The 18,077-nt window shown below is 67.4% G+C and carries 9 protein-coding genes; 7 read left to right on the top strand and 2 right to left on the bottom strand.

Translation table 11 applies throughout. The annotated features are described in order from the left end of the window. Positions 1 to 3 precede the first annotated feature (3 nt). From AWC27_RS02055 to AWC27_RS02070, 4 genes are read left to right on the top strand one after another with little or no spacing between them, the layout of a single operon-like run. Positions 4 to 10,434 (top strand): non-ribosomal peptide synthetase, encoded by a 10,431-nt coding sequence (locus AWC27_RS02055; RefSeq protein ID WP_281255875.1) that lies wholly within the window; start codon positions 4 to 6, stop codon positions 10,432 to 10,434. A 13-nt stretch (positions 10,435 to 10,447) separates the two neighbouring features. Next, complete coding sequence (locus AWC27_RS02060; protein WP_085668964.1) at positions 10,448 to 11,356, top strand: alpha/beta fold hydrolase; 909 nt, start codon at positions 10,448 to 10,450, stop codon at positions 11,354 to 11,356. A 3-nt stretch (positions 11,357 to 11,359) separates the two neighbouring features. Continuing rightward, positions 11,360 to 12,133, top strand: coding sequence for an alpha/beta hydrolase (locus tag AWC27_RS02065; RefSeq protein ID WP_085668965.1), 774 nt, complete (start codon positions 11,360 to 11,362; stop codon positions 12,131 to 12,133). Positions 12,134 to 12,147: 14 nt separating this feature from the next. Further along, positions 12,148 to 13,551, top strand: a complete 1,404-nt coding sequence (locus AWC27_RS02070; RefSeq protein ID WP_085668966.1) for an acyl-CoA synthetase — start codon at positions 12,148 to 12,150, stop codon at positions 13,549 to 13,551. A gap of 72 nt (positions 13,552 to 13,623) precedes the next feature. Here AWC27_RS02070 and AWC27_RS02075 read toward each other — a convergent pair whose 3' ends face one another. Then, a complete protein-coding gene (locus tag AWC27_RS02075) occupies positions 13,624 to 13,893 on the bottom strand; it encodes a hypothetical protein (protein WP_085668967.1) in 270 nt (89 codons plus the stop codon). Between the two features lie 259 nt (positions 13,894 to 14,152). On the opposite strand from AWC27_RS02075, the gene AWC27_RS02080 reads away from it, so the two are divergent. Continuing rightward, positions 14,153 to 15,409 carry an MFS transporter gene (locus AWC27_RS02080; protein ID WP_085668968.1) on the top strand — a complete coding sequence of 419 codons (1,257 nt, stop codon included), beginning with the start codon at positions 14,153 to 14,155 and terminating at the stop codon, positions 15,407 to 15,409. Here AWC27_RS02080 and dapD read toward each other — a convergent pair. After that, entirely contained in the window at positions 15,406 to 16,359 is a 954-nt protein-coding gene (dapD, locus tag AWC27_RS02085; RefSeq protein WP_139836710.1) for a 2,3,4,5-tetrahydropyridine-2,6-dicarboxylate N-succinyltransferase, read from the bottom strand. The genes AWC27_RS02080 and dapD overlap by 4 nt on opposite strands. A 39-nt stretch (positions 16,360 to 16,398) precedes the next feature. Between dapD and dapE the strand changes: the two genes are divergently transcribed. Together dapE and AWC27_RS02095 are read left to right on the top strand one after the other, a co-directional pair. Then, entirely contained in the window at positions 16,399 to 17,463 is a 1,065-nt protein-coding gene (gene dapE, locus AWC27_RS02090; RefSeq protein WP_085668970.1) for a succinyl-diaminopimelate desuccinylase, read from the top strand. Between the two features lie 148 nt (positions 17,464 to 17,611). Beyond that, a partial coding sequence (locus AWC27_RS02095) for a PE family protein (RefSeq protein WP_139836711.1) occupies positions 17,612 to 18,077 on the top strand: 466 nt, incomplete at its 3' end.

Genomic DNA, 18,077 nt, shown 5'->3' on the forward strand with positions numbered 1-18,077 from the left:
GCGCTGGCGGCATACGAAAACCAGGACGCCCCGTTCGAACGGCTGGTGGAACTGCTCAACCCGGCCCGCTCCACCGCGCACCATCCGCTGTTCGGAGTTTCCTTTGCGCTGCAGAACAATCCGGCGCCCAGCCTGCGGTTGCCCCGCCTGGCCATCGAGGCGATGCCGGTATCCACCCACACGGCTAAATTCGACCTGTCCATCAACTTGTTCGACACGCCGTCTCGCGCCGGTCAGCCCCAGCCGCTGCCCGGGCTCATCGAGTACGCGACCGATTTATTCGACCGCTGCACCATCGAAGCGTTCGCCGGCTACTACCTGCACATCCTGGACGCCGTTACCGCCGACGCCGGCCGGGGCATCGATACGATCGACATCACCACCGCCGTCCAACGCCGGCGACTGCTCGAAGCACACAGCACGACCATCGCGCTGCCCGCGACGACTCTGCCGGAGTTGTTCGGCGTCCAGGCCGCCCGCACACCGAATGCGCTGGCCGTGCAGGACGACCTGGAAGCGCTGACCTATGCGGAATTGGCGAGCCGGGTAAATCGGCTGGCCCGCTTCCTGATTGCGCAAGGCGTGGGCCCGGAGCTGGTGGTGGGCCTCGCGATGGGCCGCGGGGTGAATCTGGTGGTGGCCATGCAGGCCATCGTGGCCGCCGGTGGGGCTTTCGTGCCGGTTGATCCCACTCACCCGGTCCACCGCAACAACCACGTGCTGACCACATCTGATCCGGTGTGTGTATTGAGTGACGACGGGTTTGACCCCGAGGACGGTGTGCTCGCCTTCGACCTCAATCACCTCGACGTATCGGCATACTCGGCCGGCCCGATCACAGATGCCGACCGGCTGCTGCCGCTTAAGCCCGATCATCGCGCCTACGTGATGTTCACGTCGGGTTCCACCGGACAGCCCAAGGGCGTGGCGGTGACTCACCGCGCGATCGTCAATCACGTGCTGTGGATGACGGCACAGTACCGAATCGGGCCCAAGGACGTGTATCTGCAGAAGACTGCCATCACGTTCGACGTGTCGCTGTGGGGCTATCTGGTGCCGCTGATTTCGGGGGCACGGTTGGTATTGGCTGCGCCACAGGGCCAGAAGGATCCCGGATATGTGGCCAAGGCGATCGCCGCCCACGGTGTGACGCTGACCGATTTCGTGCCCCCGATGCTATCGGTGTTGTGCTCGTCGGCAGCCCCGGAGCAGTTGGCGTCGTTGCGCGAGGTGTTCGTCATCGGCGAAGCGTTGCCCGCCCACACCGCGGCGGCGTTTTCCGAGATGTGTGCGGCGGGCCTGCACAACCTCTACGGGCCCACCGAGGCAACGGTTTCGGTTACCCACTGGTCATGCCGCCCGCACGCCGGCGCATCGGTGCCGATCGGGGTGCCGCAGTGGAACTGCCAGGTATACGTGTTGGATGCGGGCTTGTGCGTAGCGCCGGTGGGCGTGCCCGGTGAGTTGTACATCGCGGGCGAGGTTTTGGCGCGCGGCTATCGCGACCAGGAGCCGATGACGGCGTCGCGTTTCGTGGCCTGCCCGTTCGGGCCACCGGGAAAGCGGATGTATCGGACCGGGGACTTGGTGCGCTGGAATGCCCACGGCGACTTGGAGTTTGTCGGCCGGGCCGACGATCAGGTCAAGATTCGCGGCTTCCGCATCGAGCCCGGCGAGATCGAAGCCGCCTTGACCGCGCACCCGCTGGTGTCGCAAGCCGTAGTCACTCCCCGTGGCGACCAGCTGGTCGGCTATGTGGTGCCCGAATCAGCTGCTGGCAGGAACACCGAACTGGTCGCGCAGGTGCGTGAGTTCGTCGGCCAGCGGCTGCCGGAGTTCATGGTGCCGGCGGCGGTGATGCTGCTGGACGCGTTGCCGCTGACACTCAACGGCAAGTTGGATCGAAAGGCGCTGCCGGCACCGGAATTCACCAGCACCACGACCTACCGGGCGCCCCGCGATCAACGGGAGGCGTTGTTGGCGGCGTTGTTCGCCGACATGCTGGACGTGCCGCGGGCCGGTATCGACGACAAGTTCTTCGACCTGGGTGGGCACTCGCTGACGGTGACCCGGCTGGTTGCGCGCATCCGCGCCGAACTAGGGGTGGAGGTGCCGATCCGCGCCCTGTTCGAGGCGCCGACGGTGGCCCAGCTGGCGGACTGGCTGGACGCCAACCACGGTCATGCAACCCGCGCGGCACTGCTGGCCCAGCCGCGACCGGCGCGAATCCCGTTGTCGTACGCGCAATCCCGGTTGTGGTTCCTGCACCGCTACGAGGGCCCATCGTCGACCTACAACATCCCGTTGGCCCTGCGGTTGACCGGAGATCTGGACGTGGCGGCGTTGCGCGCGGCGCTTGGTGACGTGGTGGCCCGCCATGAGAGCCTGCGCACGGTCTTCGGCGAGATCGACGGCGTCGCCTATCAACGGATCCTGCCGATCGAGACGGCGCATGTGCCGCTGACCGTCACCGGTCTGAGTAGCCCGGAGCTACTGGCCGAGGCGGTCAGCCGGGTTGTAGGGCACACGTTCGAGTTGGCTACCGAGATCCCGGTGTGCGCCGCGCTGATCGCGGTGTCCGAACGCGAGCACGTGTTGGTGTTGGTGGTGCACCACATCGCCGCCGACGGTGCCTCGCTGGCCCCGCTGGCCCAGGACGTGGCCACCGCCTATGGCGCCCGCCGCACGGGGCAGGTCCCGCAGTGGGCGCCGCTGCGGGTGCAGTATGCCGACTACACCCTGTGGCAACAGCAGGTATTGGGTGACGAAGACGACGACACGTCGGTGCTGGCACGCCAATTCGCCTATTGGCGAACCGAATTGACCGGTGCGCCCGAACAGATCAGCTTGGCTTCGGATCGGCCCCGTCCGGCACAACAGTCGTTTCGCGGCGAAGTGGTGCCCTTCACCCTTGAGGCAGGCCTGCGCCAACGGGTGGAGCATCTTGCCCGCCGCACCGGGACCACGGCGTCGATGGTGCTGCAAGCCGCGCTGGCGGTGTTGTTGCGCAAGCTGGGGGCCGGTGACGACGTGAGCATCGGCAGTCCGATCGCCGGACGTACCGATGCGGCACTGGCCGATCAGATCGGCTTCTTCGTCAACACCTGGGTGCTGCGCGTGGACACCTCGGGCAACCCGGACTTCGAGCGGCTACTCGAGCAGGTGCGCACCAAGGCGCTGGCGGCCTATGAAAACCAGGACGCCCCGTTCGAGCGACTGGTGGAACTGCTCAACCCGGCCCGCTCCACCGCGCACCATCCGCTATTCCAGGTTTCTTTTGCGCTGCAGAACAATCCGGTACCGACCCTGGCGTTCCCCGGGCTGGCGGTCCAGGCCATCCCGGTGTCCACCCACACCGCAAAGTTCGATCTCTCGATCCAATTGTTCGACATCCCCGAGGTCGATGGGCAGCCACAACCGATGCCGGGGCTGATGGAGTACGCCACCGACCTGTTCGAGCACGCCACGGTCGAGGCGTTCGTCGGCTACTACATCCACATCCTGCGGGCCGTCACCGCCGAGGCGGGCCTGCGCATCGACACCCTGGCGATCACCACGCCCGGCCAGCGTGAGCGGCTGCTGGCCGCACACGCCACGGCCGACATTCCCGACGCAACGCTGCCGGAGTTGTTCGCCGCTCAGGTGGCGCGCACTCCCAATGCGATTGCGGTGCGCGATGATCGGCAGAGTGTGACGTACGCCGAGCTGGCCGCCCGGGCAGACCGACTGGCCGCCCGTTTGAAAGACGCCGGGGCGCAATCGGAAACAATCATCGCCGTGGCGTTGTACCGCGGTGTCGAGCTGGTGACCGCGCTGCTGGCGATCAGCCAGACCGGGGCGACGTACCTACCGATCGACCCGAAGTATTCCAGCCAGCGCACCACCTACATGTTGGCCGATGCGGCCCCGCGACTGTTGATCACCGACTCGGCCACCGCCCCACAGCTGCCCGCGACCACGATTCCGGTGCTGATGCTGGATCGGCTCGGTGCCGTCGACACCGCCGACCGTCCTGATCAACGGCCGCATCCGGACAGTCTGGCCTACATCATGTACACCTCCGGATCCACCGGAAAGCCCAAAGCCGTTGCCATCACCCACCGCAACGTGGTGGCACTGTTCGCCGGACTGCGGCGGACATGCGAGTTCGCCGCCACCGATGTATGGGCATGGTGCCATTGCCCGGCCTTCGACTTCGCGGTGTGGGAGATGTGGGGCGCACTGCTGCACGGTGCCGAGCTGGTGGCGGTGCCGTGGACGACGGTGCGCACACCGTGGGAGCTGTGGCAGCTCATCGTGCGCGAGCGCGTCACGGTGCTCAGCCAAACCCCGTCGGCCTTCTATGAACTCATGCAGGCGGAGCGCGAAAGCGGCATTACCGCAACTGAATCCGCGTTGCGGCTGGTGGTGTTCGGCGGCGAGCCGCTGCGCACGTCGCGGCTGCAGGGCTGGTACCCCGAAGACCGCGCCCAGCTTCCGACGCTGATCAATATGTACGGCATCACCGAAGCCACCGTGCATACCACGCATCGCATCCTGACCAACAGCGACGCCGCGAACGTGGCGTCGGTGATCGGTGGACCGCTGGATAATGTCCAGGTCTATGTGCTGGACACCGGGCTGTGTTTGGTGCCGCCCGGGGTGGCCGGGGAGTTGTACATCGCCGGTGCCGGGGTGGCCCGCGGTTATCGGGGACGAGCCGGGCTGACGGCGTCGCGATTTGTGGCGTGCCCGTTCGCAAAGCCGGGAGCGCTGGGGGAGCGGATGTACCGGACCGGGGATATGGTGCGCTGGAATGCCCAGGGCGACTTGGAATTCGTCGGCCGCGCCGACGACCAGGTCAACATCCGCGGGTTCCGCGTCGAGCCCGGCGAAGTCGAAGCGGCACTGGCCGCTCATCCCCGTGTCGCCCAAACGGTCGTCACCGGGCACGGTGATCAACTGGTGGGCTACGTGGTGCTCGATGCCCAACGGATGCTCGAGCGCGAACCCGAACGCGAAGCGGAGCTGGTCGGCCAGTGGCAGCAGGTGTACGGCGGGTTGTATGAGCAGACCCGGGCGGAGTTGGGACACGACTTCGGCGGCTGGAACAGCAGCTACACAGAGCAGCCGATCCCGCTGGCCGAGATGTGCGAGTGGCGCGCGGCGGCGGTAGCCCGGATCGTGGGGTTGCGGCCCAAGCGGATGCTGGAAATCGGGGTGGGCTCGGGCCTGTTACTGGCCAAGCTGGCGCCGCAGTGCGAACAATATTGGGGCACCGACTTTTCGGCGGCCACCATCACCCGGCTGCGGGCACAGGTGGCCACCACGCCGTGGGCGGATCGGATGCGGTTGAGGGCTCAGCCTGCCGATGTGGCCGACGGGCTGCCGGAGGGTTACTTCGATGTGGTGGTGCTCAATTCGGTGATCCAGTACTTCCCCAGTGCGGGGTACCTGCTTGATGTGATCGCGTTGGCGTTGCGCCTGCTGGCTCCGGGTGGGGCGATCTTCCTCGGGGATGTGCGCAATCTCAGTCTGTTGCCGGCGTTCAGCACGTCGGTGGTCTGTGCACAGGCGCAGGACGAGGAGACCGCGGGTGTGCTGCGCGATCGGGTCCGCCGGGAAATGCTGGCCGAGCAGGAATTGCTCTTGGCGCCAGAGTTTTTCATCGCGCTGGCCGACCAGCTTGCCGAAATCGGCGCGGTGGACATTCAGCTCAAGCAGATGAGTGCGGTCAACGAGCTCAGTGATTACCGCTACGAGGTGGTGCTGCACAAGCAGCCGGCGGCAGTCATCTCGTGCGCGCAGCTACCGGCCGAGCCGTGGCAGCGCTGGGGCAGCCTGGACAAGCTGCAGTGGTATCTGGACGGGCAGTACCCGGCCGGCTTGCGGGTGACCGGGGTGCCGCACCGGACGGTGTGCAGAGACGTGGCACTGGCAAAAGCGCTGGCGCAGGCCGAGAGTCGGGTTCCCGTTGGCCAGTTGGCTGTCGACGCTTCGGTCCACGGCGCGGTGCTGCCCGACGAGTGCCGCCGGTTGGCCGAGCGCGCCGGTTACGCGGTTGCGGTGACGTGGTCGCCGACGCCGGGTCTGGTGGATCTGATCTTCACCCCCGCGGGCGCCGGGCCGGCCCTGTCGGAGGTGTACCTGCCGGCCACCGAGGTGCGTGGCATGGCCGGATATGCCAATGACCCCGCGTCGATCCAGCGTGGCGGCGAAGTGCGCCGGTTCGTCGCACAGCGGTTGCCCGACTACATGGTGCCCGCGACGGTGATGGTGCTGGATTGCCTGCCGCTGACGGTCAACGGCAAGGTCGATCGAAAAGCGTTGCCCGCGCCCGAGTTCGTCGGCGCCGCGACCTATCACGGCCCGCGCGACGTCCGGGAGGCGGTGTTGGCGGGGCTGTTCGCCGAGGTGCTGGGGCTGACGCGAGTCGGCATCGACGACGGGTTCTTCGATTTGGGCGGGCACTCGCTGACGGTGACCCGTCTGGTTGCGCGCATCCGCGCCGAGCTGGACGCTGAGGTGCCCATCCGGGCGCTCTTCGAGGCGCCCACCGTGGCGCAGCTGGCGGACTGGCTGGACGCCAGCCACGGTCATGCAACTCGCGCGGCACTGGTCGCCCAGCCGCGTCCGGAACGAATCCCGTTGTCCTATGCCCAGTCCCGGATCTGGTTCCTGCACCAATATGAGGGCCCGTCGGCCACCTACAACATCCCGTTGGCCTTGCGATTGACCGGACAGCTGAACGTGACGGCGCTCGATGCCGCCATCGGTGACGTGGTGGCCCGGCACGAAAGCCTGCGCACGCTGATCACCGAGATCGACGGCGTCGCCTACCAGCAGATCCTGCCCGAAGCGACGGCCCCGTTGACCGTCACCGGCCTGGCGGACGGGCAGTCGCTGGACGAGGTGGTGAACCGGGCCGCCCAGTATCGCTTCGAGCTGGCCACTGAAATCCCGGTGCGCGCTCAGCTGATTCGCGTGTCCGACGCCGAGCACGTGCTGGTGCTGGTGCTGCACCATATCGCCGCCGACGGCGCCTCGCTGGTGCCGCTGACCGAGAACCTGGCCACCGCCTATGCGGCCCGCTGTGCCGGGCAGGCTCCGCTCTGGGCCCCGCTGGGGGTGCAGTACGCCGACTACACGCTGTGGCAACAGCAGGTGCTGGGCGACGAAGACGACCCCGCGTCGGTTTTGGCGCGCCAATTCGCCTATTGGCAAACCGAATTGGCGCAGGCCCCCGAACAGATCGCATTGCCGTGCGACCGGCCCCGCCCGGCGCGGCAGTCGTTCCGGGGCGGGCTGGTTCCGTTCGGCGTGGACGCGAGTCTGCGCGCACGTCTGGACAGCCTGGCGCGCGCGACGGGCACCACCGTGTCCATGGTGTTGCAGGCCGCATTGGCGGTGCTGTTGCGCAAACTCGGCGCCGGCGACGACATCTGCATCGGCGGGCCGATCGCCGGGCGTACCGACGCAGCGCTGGCCGAGCTGATCGGATTCTTCGTCAACAGCTGGGTACTGCGCGTCGACACCTCGGGCAACCACAGCTTCACCGACCTGCTGGCCCAGGTGCGTACCAAGGCGCTGGCGGGCTATGAGAACCAGGACGCCCCGTTCGAACGGCTGGTGGAACTGCTCAACCCGGCCCGCTCCACCGCACACCATCCGCTGTTCCAGGTTTCCTTTGTGCTGCAGAACAATCCGGTGCCCAATCTGGAATTGCCCGGGCTCAGCATCGCGGCCATGCCGGTGTCGACCGGCACCGCCAAGTTCGACCTGTCGGTCCACCTGTTCGATATCCCTGCCGCCGGCAGCCCGTCGCAACCGTTGCCCGGTCTGATCGAGTATGCCACCGACTTGTTCGACCGCCCCACCGTCGAGGCGTTCGCGGCCTACTACCTGCACATCCTGGACTCGGTAACCGCCGACGCCGGCCGGGGTATCGATTCGATCGAGATCACCACGTCCACCCAGCGCGAGCTGCTGCTGGCCGCGCACACCGACACCCGGGTCCCCGAGACGACCATCCCGGAAGTGTTCGCCGCCCAGGTGGCGCGCACGCCGAATGCCCCAGCGATACAAGACGACCGGCGCAAGCTGACCTATGCCGAGTTGAACGCTCGAGTGCAGCTATTGGCCGCCCGGTTGCGCAACCATGGGGCGCGCCCGGAAACCATCGTCGCCGTCGCGCTGCCCCGCGGGGTCGAGCTGATCACCACGTTGCTGGCCATCAGCCACACCGGGGCGGCCTACCTGGCCCTCGATTCCAGCTACCCCAGCCAGCGCATCGCCCACATGCTCGCCGATGCCGGCCCGCAGCTGCTCATCACCGACGTGGCGACCGGGCCCAGTCTGCCCGAGACCACGATCCCGCGCCTCATCGTGGACCAGCCCGACGCCGACGATGCCCCGGACCGCGCCGAAATGCGGCCGCATCCCGACGATCTGGCCTACATCATCTACACCTCCGGATCCACCGGCACCCCCAAAGCCGTTGCCATCACCCACCGCAATGTGGTCCAGCTGGCCTCGGATCAGCGGTGGGGCGAGGCTCACGAACGCGTCCTGGTGCACTCGTCCATCGCGTTCGACGCATCCACCTACGAAGTGTGGATTCCACTGCTTCGCGGTGGCTGTCTGGTCATCGACACCAGCGCGAGTCGCGACGTCGGCGAATTGGCGCGGCTCGTCGCCGCGCACCGGGTAACCGGGCTATGTCTTACCCCGGCACTGCTCGACCAGCTGGCTGAGGAGTCCATCGCAACCTTGGCGTCACTTCGCCAGCTCTGCGTGGGTGGCGATGTGTTGTCGCCGGCCACCGTCGGCAGGCTGCGTGCCGCCCATCCCCGGCTGGAGGTGATGAACGGCTACGGCCCCACCGAAACCACCATGTGCGCAACAGCTTTCAGCTGCGATGGCGCCCACGATCCGACACCGATCGGCGGCCCGCTGGACAACGTGCGGGTCTACGTGCTCGATGCGGGCATGTGTCTGGTGCCCCCCGGGGTGCCGGGTGAGCTGTACATCGCCGGTGGCGGTGTGACGCGGGGGTACCGGGGCCAGCCCGGGATGACGGCGTCGCGGTTTGTGGCGTGCCCGTTCGGGGGCGCGGGCCGGCCAGCGGAGCGTATGTATCGCACCGGGGACGTGGTGCGCTGGAATGCCCGCGGCGACTTGGAATTCGTCGGCCGCGCCGACAGCCAGGTGAAGATTCGCGGGCATCGCGTCGAGTGCGCCGAGGTGGCCGCCGCGCTGTCGGACCACCCGGGTGTGACCCAGGCCGTGGTTATCGCCCGCGAAGACGGGCCGGGCGGCAAACACCTCGTCGGCTACGTCACCGGACCCGTCGACCCGACCGAGGTGCGGGCCCGGCTCAAAGACCGGCTGCCGTCCTACCTGGTGCCCGCCGCGGTACTGGTGCTCGAGGAGCTGCCGCTGACCGCCAACGGCAAGCTCGACACCCGCGCATTGCCGGCACCGCACTACACCGGCACCGCGGAATACCGCGCCCCGACCACCCCGGTGCAGGAGATCCTGGCCGGCCTCTACGCCCAGGTCCTCGGCGTCGAACGTGTCGGCATCGACACGTCGTTCTTCGACCTGGGCGGCGATTCGCTGCTGTCGATGCGCCTGGTCGCCGCCGTCAACAAGGCGCTGGGCACCGACGTCAAGGTGCGTGTCTTGTTCGAAGCCCCCACGATCGAGGGCCTGAGCCGGCGGCTGGACGGATCCGACAGCTCGGCCGAGGTCATGCCCGTCGAGACACTCAAGGACGGGGTCGGGGTGCCGCTGTTCTGTCTGCCGCCCGGCGGCGGGCTGAGCTGGCCGTATCGCGGTCTGAGCGAATATCTGGATTGCCCGGTGATCGGTCTGCAGCAAGACCCCGACGCTGGCCAATCGATCCGCGAGCTGGCCAAGTACTACGCCCAGACCATTCAGACGCTGCACCCCGATGGCCCCTACCGCCTGCTCGGCTGGTCTTTCGGCGGCGGTGTCGCGCATCAGGTCGCCGTGGAGCTGCGCCGGCAGGGATGTGTGGTGGAACGCCTCATCGTGCTGGACCCAACCGCGATCGACGCGCCGGTCTTGGAACCGCTGACCGAGAGCGACGTGCTGGAAATGGCGCAACGGCAGTACGGGTCAGAGTTCACCCTGCCGTCGCGCCAGCTCGTGCAGACCATCATCAGCAACGTCAACACGAACGCGGTGCTGCAGTCCCAACACGTGCCCGAAGTCTTCGACGGCGACATGATCATCTTCTCGGCACGGCCCGGCGACACCGGCGTGTCGCTGCAGAAGCGTTGGCGCCCATACGTTTCCGGGAACATCGCCGAATATCCTGTCGACTGCACACACGAGCGGATGCTGACCCCGGCAGCCCTGAGATCGTTCGGCGACCAGATCGCGGCCGCACTCCAGCCCAAAAAGGTGCATCGGGGCCCCGCCACGTGAAAAGCTGCACGGCATGGCAGTAGCTATCGCCCGACCCAAGATCGAAGGAAACATCGCCGTCGGCGAAAACCGTCAGATCGGTTTCGCCGAATTCGGCGCCCCGCAGGGGCGTGCGGTCTTCTGGCTGCACGGCACCCCGGGCGCCCGCCGGCAGATCCCCACCGAGGCCCGCGTCTACGCCGATCACCACAACATTCGCCTGATCGGCGTCGACCGCCCCGGCATCGGCTCCTCGACGCCCTATCAGTACGAGGCCATCTCGGCGTTCGCCGACGACCTGCGGACCATCGCGGACACGCTCGGGATCGACAAGTTGGCGGTCGTCGGCCTGTCCGGTGGCGGTCCCTACACCCTCGCGTGCGCCGCCGGCCTGCCTGACCGGGTGGTGGCTGCCGGCGTCCTGGGCGGGGTGGCACCGACGTGCGGTCCGGACGCGATCAGCGGCGGCCTGATGAACCTCGGCTCGGCCGTAGCGCCCCTGCTCAAGCTGGGCGGAGCCCCGCTGCGGGTCGGCGCCAGCCTGCTGATCCGGGCGGCCCGCCCGGTCGCCTCCCCGGCGCTCGACGTCTATGCCATGCTCTCGCCCCAAGCCGACCGGCATCTGCTGGCCCGCCCCGAGTTCAAGGCGATGTTTCTCGACGACTTGCTCAACGGCAGCCGCAAGCAGCTGGCCGCCCCGTTCGCCGACGTCATCGTCTTCGCCCGGGACTGGGGATTCCGGCTGGACGAAGTGAAAGTCCCGATCCGCTGGTGGCACGGCGACCACGACCACATCATCCCGTTCTCGCACGGCGAGCACGTGGTGTCGCGACTGCCCGACGCCGAGCTGTTCCACCTGCCCGGAGAAAGTCACCTGGCCGGGCTGGGCCGCGGTGAGGAGATCCTGGAAACGCTGATGAAAATCTGGGACGAGCAAGGCTGACCCATGACCGCCCCGGCCCGGGCCCCCAAGCTGCCCCTCTACTACACCGACATTCCGCGCGCGGTGGTCGAGTACGGGCAGCTGATGACCGTGCTGCCGCTGCGCCGGACGCTGCCGGTCGGTGACGGCCATCCGGTGCTGGTGTTACCCGGCTTGTTGGCCGGCGACGGCTCGACCTGGACGCTGCGGCGGCTGCTGCGCCGCCTCGGATACCGGACCCACGGCTGGGGGCTGGGCCGCAATATCGGCCCGACGGCCAAAGCCGTGGCCGGGATGGCCGAACGTCTCGATGAGCTGCACACCCGATACGACGCACCGGTCAGCCTTATCGGCTGGAGCCTGGGCGGCATCTTCGCCCGGGCCCTGGCCCGCCGTGATCCGTCGGCAGTGCGTCAGGTGATCACCCTGGGCAGCCCGTTTCGCCTGGAGGACGAACGCCACACCCACGCGGGCCCCAGCTTCAAGCGCTACGCACATCTGCACGTCGAAGCACCCGTGTTGCCGGTGGACCTGGAGGCCGAGCCGCTGGGGGTGCCCGCTACCTCGATCTACTCGCCCTACGATGGCATGGTCGCCTGGCAGGCCTGCCTGAACCTGCCGTCTGAGCAAGCGGAGAACATCGCGGTGCTCAGCAGTCACATCGGCTACGGGCACCATCCGGCCGCCGTGTGGGCCATCGCCGACCGGCTGGCGCAGCCGCTGGGCAGCTGGGCTCCGTTCCGGCCGCCGGCGGTGCTGCGGCCGCTGTTCCCCCGGCCGGCTCTGAAAATGGCTTAGGTAGCCTCGCTGACGTGCTGCTGGCCTCGCTGAACCCGTCACTCGTCAACGCCCACGACATTCCCGATGCGGTGCGCATCGACGGCGCCGTGCTGAGCCGCAGCGACCTGCTCGGTGCCGCCACCTCGGTCGCCGAACGGGTAGCCGGGGCCCAGCGCGTCGCGGTGCTGGCCACGCCGAGCGTCTCGACGGTGCTGGCCATCACCGGCTGCCTGATCGCCGGCGTGCCCGTAGTCCCGGTACCCGCCGATGTCGGAGTGGCCGAACGCCGGCACATGCTCACCGACTCCGGCGCCCGGGCCTGGCTGGGGCCAATGCCCGACGAGCCGGGAGGGCTGCCGCACATCCCGGTTCGTTTGCACGCGCGGTCCTGGCACCGCTACGCCGAGCCGTCACCGGATGCGGTCGCGATGGTGGTCTACACCTCGGGCACCACCGGTCCACCCAAGGGCGTCCAAGTGAGCCGGCGCGCGATCGCCGCCGATCTCGACGCACTGGCCGAAGCCTGGCAGTGGACGGCCGATGACGTGCTGGTGCACGGCTTGCCGCTGTATCACGTCCACGGTCTGGTGCTGGGTCTGCTCGGCTCGCTGCGGGTGGGAAATCGCCTGGTGCACACCGGAAAACCGACACCCGCCGGTTACGCAGGAGCGCAGGGCACGTTGTACTTCGGGGTGCCGACGGTGTGGTCGCGAGTGGTGGCCGATCAAGCCGCTGCCGAGGCGCTGCGCTCGGCACGGCTGCTCGTTTCGGGCAGTGCGGCCCTGCCGGTTCCGGTGTTCGATCGACTCGAGCAGCTCACCGGTCATCGGCCCATCGAGCGCTATGGCGCCTCGGAATGCCTGATCGCCACATCGACGCGGGCGGACGGCGAACGCCGCCCGGGCTGGGTGGGATTGCCGCTGACCGGCGTGCAGACCCGGTTGGTCGACGAGGAGGGCCGCCCGGTCCCGCATGACGGGGAAACCGTTGGCAGACTGCAGGTTCGCGGCGCCACGTTGTTCGACGGCTACCTGAATCGGCCGGAAGCCACCGCCGAGGTATTCGACGCCGACGGCTGGTATCGCACCGGTGATGTGGCGGTCGTCGACGGTGGCGGCATGCACCGCATCGTGGGTCGCGAGTCCGTCGACTTGATCAAGTCAGGCGGATATCGCATCGGTGCGGGCGAAATCGAGACAGCGCTGCTCGGCCACCCCGACGTGCAGGAGGCGGCGGTAGTCGGAGTGCCCGACGATGACCTGGGCCAGCGAATCGTTGCCTACGTAGTCGGGTCGGCCAGCCCGGATGATCTGATTCAATATGTGGCACAACAGCTTTCGGTGCACAAGCGGCCGCGCGAGGTGCGCATCGTGAGTGACTTGCCGCGCAACGCGCTGGGCAAGGTGCTCAAGAAGCAGTTGCTGTCGGAGGCCTGAGGGAAAATCTGACAGAAAAGAGGTCGCGAGCGCGTGCAGCGACGACGCGCTCGCGACCTGAAGGTGGCCGTATCACGGAACCAGAGCCCAGAAGGGGTGGGTGACGGACCAAACCGGGTGTGTCAGGTCATCGGTGTAGTGATAGATCGGGTGATCGGCGGGCGGGACCGGGCGCATCGGGGCGCCGGCCGCATGCATGGCTCCAGCTCCCGGACCGGCGGCCGGACCCGCAAAAGGCTGTCCCGGGGCGGCGGACGCTACCGCGGGGCCGGCCAGCATTCCGGCGAGCGAGATACCAGCGGCGCACAGAACGCCCGCCGACAAGGTGCGAATCTTAGGCATTTCGAACTCCCTTCGAGTCAGTGCAGGTGCGCTCGGCAGCGGAGACGGTGGTGTCGACGCCCTCACCAATTTGTCATATGTAGTTGACAATTTGAAGGTAAGCCGCGGCCGGCATAGCGTCAACTATGGTTGACTATTTCGCTGGAAACGCACAGGCTGTTCGCAGCATCTTCCCTGGATGGGGCCACAGCAGGGCCGGATATCGTGTTCTGTCGTGACAGGTGTTGACACGATTAGCCCTGGCGCGCCGGTCACACCGATGAAGCGGGTGGCAATGGCCTGCCTGGTTGGCTCGACCATCGAGTTCTACGACTTCCTCATCTACGGCACTGCCGCAGCGCTGGTGTTTCCCACCGTGTTCTTCCCGCACCTGAGTCCGACGGTGGCCACGGTGGCCGCGATGGGAACATTTGCCGCCGCGTTTCTGTCCCGGCCGCTGGGCGCGGCCGTGTTCGGGTACTTCGGAGATCGCCTGGGCCGCAAGAAGATTCTGGTCGTCACGCTGCTGATCATGGCCACGGCCACCGCGATGGTCGGCCTGGTGCCCAGTGCGGCGAGCATCGGGTCGGCGGCCCCGCTGATTCTGACCATCCTGCGGCTCCTGCAGGGATTTGCCCTGGGTGGGCAGTGGGCCGGATCGGCGTTGTTGAGCGCGGAGTCCGCGCCCGCGGCCAAGCGCGGCCTGTTCGGAATGTTCACCCTGCTCGGTGGGGGCGTCGCGCTGATCTTGACCAGCCTGACCTTCCTGACCGTGAACTACACCATCGGCGAACACAGCCCCGCGTTCATGCAGTGGGGATGGCGAATTCCGTTCTTGATCAGCACCGTGCTGATCTTCATCGCGCTGTATGTGCGACTCAACATCGACGAGACGCCGGTGTTCGCCGAAGCGGACCACACCGCCAAGGTGCCGGTGACTCAAGTGTTCGTCCGGCAGCGGCGTGAGATCGTGCTGGCTGCCGGTAGCTCGGTGACCTGCTTCAGTTTCGTTTATCTGGCAAGCACCTACCTCATGACGTACGCCCACACGCACCTGGGTTATTCGCGGACGTTGATCCTGTTCGACGGTGTGCTGGCCGGGCTGGTGTGCGTGGTGTTCGGCGCGGTGGCGGCCGGCCTCAGCGATCAAGTGGGCCGCCGTCGCATCATGCTGATCGCCTGGACGGCGGCCTTGCCGTGGGCGCTGGTGGTCATGCCGCTGATCGATTCGCGCAGTCCCGCGCTGTTCGCGTTGGCTATCGTCGGCATCTACGCCATCGCCTCGTTCGGCTACGGCCCGACGCCGGCGTATATGCCCGAACTTTTCGCGACTCGCTACCGCTACACCGGCACCGCGCTCGCGGTGAATCTGGCCGGTATCGTCGGCGGCGCCATCCCCCCGTTGCTGGCCGGCACGCTCGTGGCAAGCTACGGCAGCTGGGCGATCGGCGTCATGCTGGCCGCCTTCGTAGTGACCAGTCTGGTATGCACCTACCTGCTGCCCGAAACGGCCGGAAGAGAGCTTGCCGCAAGCTAATTGGCGTGCAGGTCGGCGTTGAGCTCGATGCCCTGACCGTCGCGGGGCACCACCTCGACCGTGCCGGTCACGGAGTTGCGGCGAAACAGCACGTTGCTTTGACCGGACAGATCGCGCGCCTTGACCGAAGCGCCGTCGGGCATGGCGACCTTGGTGCCGGCGGTGACATAAAGCCCGGCCTCCACGACGCAGTCGTCTCCCAGCGAGATGCCCAGCCCGGCGTTGGCGCCCAGCAGACACCGCTTGCCGATCGAAATGATCTCGGTCCCACCGCCGGACAACGTGCCCATGATCGAGGCTCCGCCGCCGATGTCGGAGCCGTCGCCCACCACCACGCCCGCCGAGATGCGGCCCTCTACCATCGATGCACCCAGCGTGCCGGCGTTGTAGTTGACGAAGCCCTCGTGCATCACGGTGGTGCCCGGTGCCAGGTAGGCACCGAGGCGCACCCGGTCCGCATCGGCGATGCGCACTCCGGAGGGCAGGACGTAGTCGACCATGCGCGGGAATTTGTCGACGCCGTACACCGTCACCGTTCCGTGGCGGCGCAACCGGGCCCGGACGGCTTCGAAGCCGTCGATCGCACATGGTCCGCGGTTAGTCCACACCGTGTTGGTCAATACTGCGAACAAGCCGCCGGCGTTCAGCCCGTGTGGCGCCACCAACCGGTGTGACAGCAGATGTAACCGCAGGTAGGCGTCGTATGCGTCGGCGGCGACATCGTCTAGTGAGCCGATCACAGTGCGCACCGCGATGGTCTCGGTATTGCGGTCGTCGTCGCGGCCGACCAGCGGGGCCAGCTCGGCGGGAACGTCGGACAACGCCAGCCGGGAGGTGGCGCTGGTGCCCGATTCGGTCAGTTCCGGTGCGGGGAACCAGGTGTCGAGGACCGATCCGTCCGAAGCCAGCGTCGCCAGTCCAATGCCTGCAGCTCCAGTCACGGTCGACAAGGTTACTTCGGCCGTTCGGCACCTAGTTAGGCTGGCCCTGTGCTGGACTTGTGCGGGGATCCCGTGGCGTTGACCGCGGCGCTGGTCGATATTCCCAGCGAGTCGCGGAACGAGGAGCGCATCGCCGACGAGGTGGAAGCCGCCCTGCGCGCGCAGACCTGCGGCTTCGAGATCGTGCGCAACGGCAACGCGGTGCTCGCGCGCACCGCGCTGGGGCGGCCGTCGCGGGTGCTCCTGGCCGGCCACCTAGACACCGTGCCGGTGGCCGGCAATCTGCCCAGCCGGCTGGCTGATGGAGAGCTGCACGGCTGTGGCACCGCGGACATGAAGTCCGGCGATGCCGTCTTCCTGCATCTGGCCGCCACCGTGGCCGAACCTGCACACGACCTGACGCTGGTGTTCTACGACTGCGAGGAAATCGAGTCGGCCGCAAACGGTTTGGGCCGTCTTGAGCGCGAGCTGCCGGACTGGCTTTCGGCCGACGTGGCGATTTTGGGTGAGCCCACCGACGGCTGGATCGAGGCCGGCTGTCAGGGCACGTTGCGGGTGGTCGTCAGTGCGACCGGTACTCGTGCGCATTCGGCGCGTTCCTGGCTGGGGGACAACGCGATTCACAAACTGGGCGCGGTACTGGACAGGCTGGCCGGGTATCAGGCGCGCTGCGTCGACATCGACGGATGCACCTACCGTGAGGGCCTGTCGGCTGTCCGGGTCGACGGCGGTGTGGCCGGCAACGTGATTCCCGACGCGGCTTCGGTCACGGTCAACTACCGCTTTGCCCCCGATCGCTCCGCGGCGCAGGCCCTGCAGCACGTCCAGGAGGTTTTCGACGGACTCGACGTGCGGATCGAGCAGACCGACGCCGCGGCGGGCGCGCTGCCCGGACTGTCCGAGCCCGCCGCCAAGGCCTTGGTCAAGGCCGCCGGTGAGCAGGTCCGGGCGAAGTACGGCTGGACCGACGTGTCACGCTTTGCGGCCCTTGGCATTCCGGCGGTCAACTACGGCCCGGGTGATCCGAACTTGGCGCACCGGCGCGACGAGCGGGTGCCAGTGGGTCAGATCACTGCTGCGGTGGGGACGTTGCGTCGCTATCTGGAAGGCTGATTTGCCGCTGTTTTCAACGCCTTTGGGCGTTATGGCGCTGTATAGCAAACAGTTCAATTGACTAGTTGGCGTCCGAAACTTCCTGTATTTTGTTTGCCAGATAGGCGCGCGAATTTGGTCGCTGAAGACGAGTTGGGGAGTGTTTGGCATGTCGTTTGTAGCGGTGGTACCTGACTTGCTGGCGTCTGCGGCTACCGAGGCGGCCCGCTTCGGATCCGCGTTGAGTGGGGCCACCGCGGCGGCGGCGGGCCCGACGGCGACGGTACTGGCCGCAGCAGAGGATGAAGTGTCCGCGGCTATTTCAGCGCTATTTTCCCTACACGGCAAGGAATTTCAGCAGATCAGCGCTCAGGCGGCGGCTTTCCACGATGAGTTTGTGCAGGCTTTGACGGCTAGCGAAGTGGCGTATGCGTCCGCCGAAGCGGTCAACGCATCGCCACTGCAAGTGCTGCTTGACGTCATCAACGCGCCCATCCTGCAAGCCACGGGGCGCCCGTTGATTGGCAACGGCGCCAATGGCGCCGACGGTACCGGGTCAAATGGCTCGCCAGGCGGGTGGTTGCTGGGTAACGGCGGCGCCGGAGGGGCGGGCGGAGCTGGGCAAACAGGTGGCC

The organism is Mycobacterium szulgai (assembly GCF_002116635.1).
Lineage (GTDB): Bacteria > Actinomycetota > Actinomycetes > Mycobacteriales > Mycobacteriaceae > Mycobacterium > Mycobacterium szulgai.

What these genes read in the sequence shown, in the direction of transcription:
- AWC27_RS02060 (WP_085668964.1), top strand. Translation starts at nt 10,448, where the DNA reads ATGGCAGTAGCTATCGCCCGACCCAAGATCGAAGGAAACATCGCCGTC.
- AWC27_RS02065 (WP_085668965.1), top strand. Translation starts at nt 11,360, where the DNA reads ATGACCGCCCCGGCCCGGGCCCCCAAGCTGCCCCTCTACTACACCGAC.
- AWC27_RS02075 (WP_085668967.1), bottom strand. Translation starts at nt 13,893, where the DNA reads ATGCCTAAGATTCGCACCTTGTCGGCGGGCGTTCTGTGCGCCGCTGGT.
- AWC27_RS02080 (WP_085668968.1), top strand. Translation starts at nt 14,153, where the DNA reads ATGAAGCGGGTGGCAATGGCCTGCCTGGTTGGCTCGACCATCGAGTTC.